The following is a 3,345-nucleotide window of genomic DNA, read 5'->3' as shown; positions in this document are numbered from 1 at the left end:
GACCCGGATCCGCGCCGGCGCGCCCGCGCGGGCCACCGCCGTGGCGAGTGCGCGGTCGAGGAGCCGGTCGCCGATGCCCGTGGCGACACGCGAGGTCCCCGTAGCGGCACGTGAGGTCATCGGGCGGCCTCGCCGCCGGACCCGCCGGGCCAGGTCAGAAAGCCGAGGGCCTCGGCCCGGCGCCGGACGGGATCCGCCTCGTTCATGGTGGCGACCCGGTGGGCGGTCCTGGTGACGGCGTCGATGAGCCTGGCGGGCCGTACACCGATCAGCGGGACGGTCCATCCCTTGGCCAGCCAGTCCAGCTCGTCCTTGGTCAGCGTGGAGCTCTCGGCCAGCCACGCGATGAGGTCCCGCGCGGGCCTGGCGACTCGTACCGTCGGCGCGTCCTTCACGTTCATCACCGCGCGCGGCGGCAGCCCGGCGTCGATCACTCTGCGGCCGGGCAGCTCCTCCCGTGTCCGTACCACCAGCCGACAGCCGGCCGCGCTCGCGTCGTGCAGGACGAGAACGGGCAGCGTGTCCGGCAGCTGACGGCTCTCGGCGGCGAGGGCGATTCCGTACCGCTCCGGGATGTCGTTGGCGGCCAGGAAGGTGAGCACGGCCGGCTCCGGGCAGAGCAGCGCGATCCGCGCGCCCTCCGGGCGGTTGGCGCCCGCGCCCTGGCGCGGCACGGCGTCCACGACGCCCTGCGGGAGCGAGTGGTACTGCTGCTTCCAGTCGGTCAGCAGGGCGCTGCGGAAAGCGCTCATCCTGGTGTCCGTCGGCCGGCGCCGGCCGCTTCTCAGATTGGAGACCACCGTCACGACGACGAAGAAGAGGAGCACGATGCCGAGGAAGGTGGTGAAGCTCGCGTTGTCGTCGGCGATCGAGCCGATGGCGAGCAGACCGACACCGACCGGCACTCCGATCGCCGTGCAGCCGATGGCCGTCGCGATCCCGCTCTCGGAGCTCTTCCGGTGCTTGCGCAGCGCGGCGGCCCCGAGCTGGTCGAGGGTGATCTTCAGCTGCCCGCCGTCGGTGAGCTTCGAGGTGAGGCGGTGGATCCGTATGTCGCTCAGCCCGAGCGAGTTGGTCTTGGGATCCAGCGCGAACCGGCGGTGGCACTTGGAGCAGGTGCGGTCGGGCCGCTCCTTGTAGAGCAGGTTCTGGTTGCAGTGCGGACAGATCATCGCGGGGCCTCCAGCGCGGACGCGATCCGGCGCAGCCCGGCGGCGAGCCGCTCCCGCGCGGTGGTGGTGCCGACGCCGCGAAGCCGCTGGGCGCGTTCGATGTCGCGCAGCGCGGCGGCGAGCAGTCCGAAGTCGGTGCCGATCCTGGCGACGGTGCCGACGCTGCGGCGGCTGCTTCGTACGACATCGTCCGTGGCGCGGCGCTCGGCCTCGTCCGCGGTAATGGCGTAGTCCTCGTGGTCGATGCCGAAGCCGGTGTTGGCGGCGAGGATGTTCAGCGGCCTGGTGCCCCGGTTGGCGAAGGAGTGCGGCATCATCTCGGGGATACGGATCATCCCGCCGGGTACGAGCGGGATCTCGGTGACCCGGCCGCGCGGCGCGTCCCACAGTCCGCAGGAGGCGTGGCCGAGGCTGAGTACGAAGTGCTCGCCGCCGTGGGCGTGCGGAGTGAACGCGCTGCGCGGCCCGACGACACCGAGCTTGACGGTCGCGTTGGACGGGCGCTCGGGCGAGGTCTGCGCGTCACCGACGAGATAGTGGGCGAACTGCCCGTCGTCGATGAAGGGCAGAAACTCCTCACGCGGCCCCAGCTCCCGCGCTCCGTCGCGGTCGGCGAAGAGCACACTGCCCTCGGAGCCGAGCTGGAACAGCTCCACTCCGTACGGCAGTTCACGCGCGAGCCGCGCCATACCCCGTAGCCCCGCCCTGCCGGACCCGAACTCCACGCCGGACATCGACGCCCCCCATCGCGCTGTCGACCACGATCGCATCGTAAGCCGGTGTCCGGGAACACATGGCACGGATGGCACAAATGGCAGACGAGATCACGATGAACGAAGCGCGTCCGTGACCGGTTTCCGTGCGAGGCGGGGGACGGCGAAGGACGGCGGGCGTCGGCCCTGTGCGGTGACCGGCTGGTCGCCGCACAGGGCCGGACGAGGGCCAGGCACATGGGTCAGCCTGTCTGCTTCAGGACGATGACCTTGTACTCCTTGCCGTCGATGATGGTCGTCTCCGTACCGGTCTGCGTGAACTTGCCGTCGCGCGGGATGAGGACCTCCGACTCCCTGCCCCGGTAACGGGACAGCGGGTCGATATTGCGGCCGTTGTCCGTCTCGATGCGGACGAGCACCGACTCGCCCTGCCGGCCGTTGCTCTTCGCGTTGGCGGCGGCGCGCTGGGCCTTGTTGATGTCGGTGGACGTACTGAGGTACTCGGGCATGGTGATCTCTTCACCCGCGGCGTACTTGTCGAGCATGTCCTGCGGCATGAACGTGCCTCGGTAGACGGTCGCGCTGACCGGCGGCAGATGCTCCAGGGCACGGTCCATCTTCTCGATGAACTCCGGGACCTTGCCGGCACGGCTGCCGGAGACCGGCTGGCCGCGCAGGTACATGTTCGCGTCATTGGCCCAGGGGCCGGTGTAGTCGGCGATGATGAGCGCGTCCTCGGCGGTGAAGTCCTTGGTCAGCGGGTTCTCGCGAGCGATTCGCTCGACCTCCTCCGACCACTCTTTTCGTCCGTCCTTCCCCGGGCGGTACGGCGGGATGTCGTCCAGCACATGGAACGGGTCCATCGGCTGGTTGGCGTCGGGATCGGAGCAGCTTCCCCCCAAGCTGGGGTCACCCGGGTTGTCCTGGTCCACGGTGGGGTCGCCCGGGTTGTCCCCGCCCACGTTCGGGTTCAACTGGTCCTGATCGGAGCCAAGGGCTTGCTGGACCGCGTCCTCCGCCTCTTGGTACGTACCGAAACCGGAGAGGGAGGCCGCGGACAACGCCTGCAACGCGGCTTGGGCGGAAGCGGCGTCGGGCTCGTCGGCCGCGAGTGTGAAGCGGGTGCCGGCGGCGTGCCAGGCGCCTGCGCTCGTAGTCGTGGCCGTTGCCGTAGCCGTACGGGTACCCGTACTCGTACCGACGTCGGCAGAGGCAAGCGCGAAGTGCGCAGTGCCGGTTGCGCCTGTGGTCAGGCTGCCGGAGAAGGAGACCGGTGTGCCGGAAGCAGCACCGCCGAGAGGAGCGAGGGCGCCGTCATCGCACTTGTCCTTCTCGTCCTCGCTCTCGTCCTCGTCCTTGTCGTCTTTGTCTTTGTCGTCTTTGTCTTTGTCGTCGTCCTTGCCGCCATCGCTGCCACCGGTCGTGGGCTTCTCCGTGCAGACCTGGGTGTAGCCCCAAGG

General features: G+C 69.8%; 3 protein-coding genes. All 3 read right to left on the bottom strand.

What is annotated here, in order from left to right:
- Window positions 1-116: 116 nt before the first annotated feature.
- Window positions 117-1,172, bottom strand: coding sequence for a hypothetical protein (locus GA0115259_RS12555; protein WP_093595248.1), 1,056 nt, complete (start codon window positions 1,170-1,172; stop codon window positions 117-119).
- Window positions 1,169-1,861, bottom strand: coding sequence for a cupin domain-containing protein (locus GA0115259_RS12550; RefSeq protein WP_093595245.1), 693 nt, complete (start codon window positions 1,859-1,861; stop codon window positions 1,169-1,171). The genes GA0115259_RS12555 and GA0115259_RS12550 overlap by 4 nt, the downstream gene beginning before the upstream one ends.
- A 266-nt stretch (window positions 1,862-2,127) precedes the next feature.
- Window positions 2,128-3,345, bottom strand: a 1,218-nt coding sequence (locus GA0115259_RS12545) for an ADP-ribosyltransferase (RefSeq protein ID WP_218104215.1), incomplete at its 5' end; no start/stop codon positions are given.

Source organism: Streptomyces sp. MnatMP-M17 (assembly GCF_900091995.1).
GTDB lineage: Bacteria > Actinomycetota > Actinomycetes > Streptomycetales > Streptomycetaceae > Streptomyces.
The sequence above is the reverse complement of the archived record's forward strand: the minus strand, read 5'-3'. Positions and strand labels throughout refer to the sequence as shown.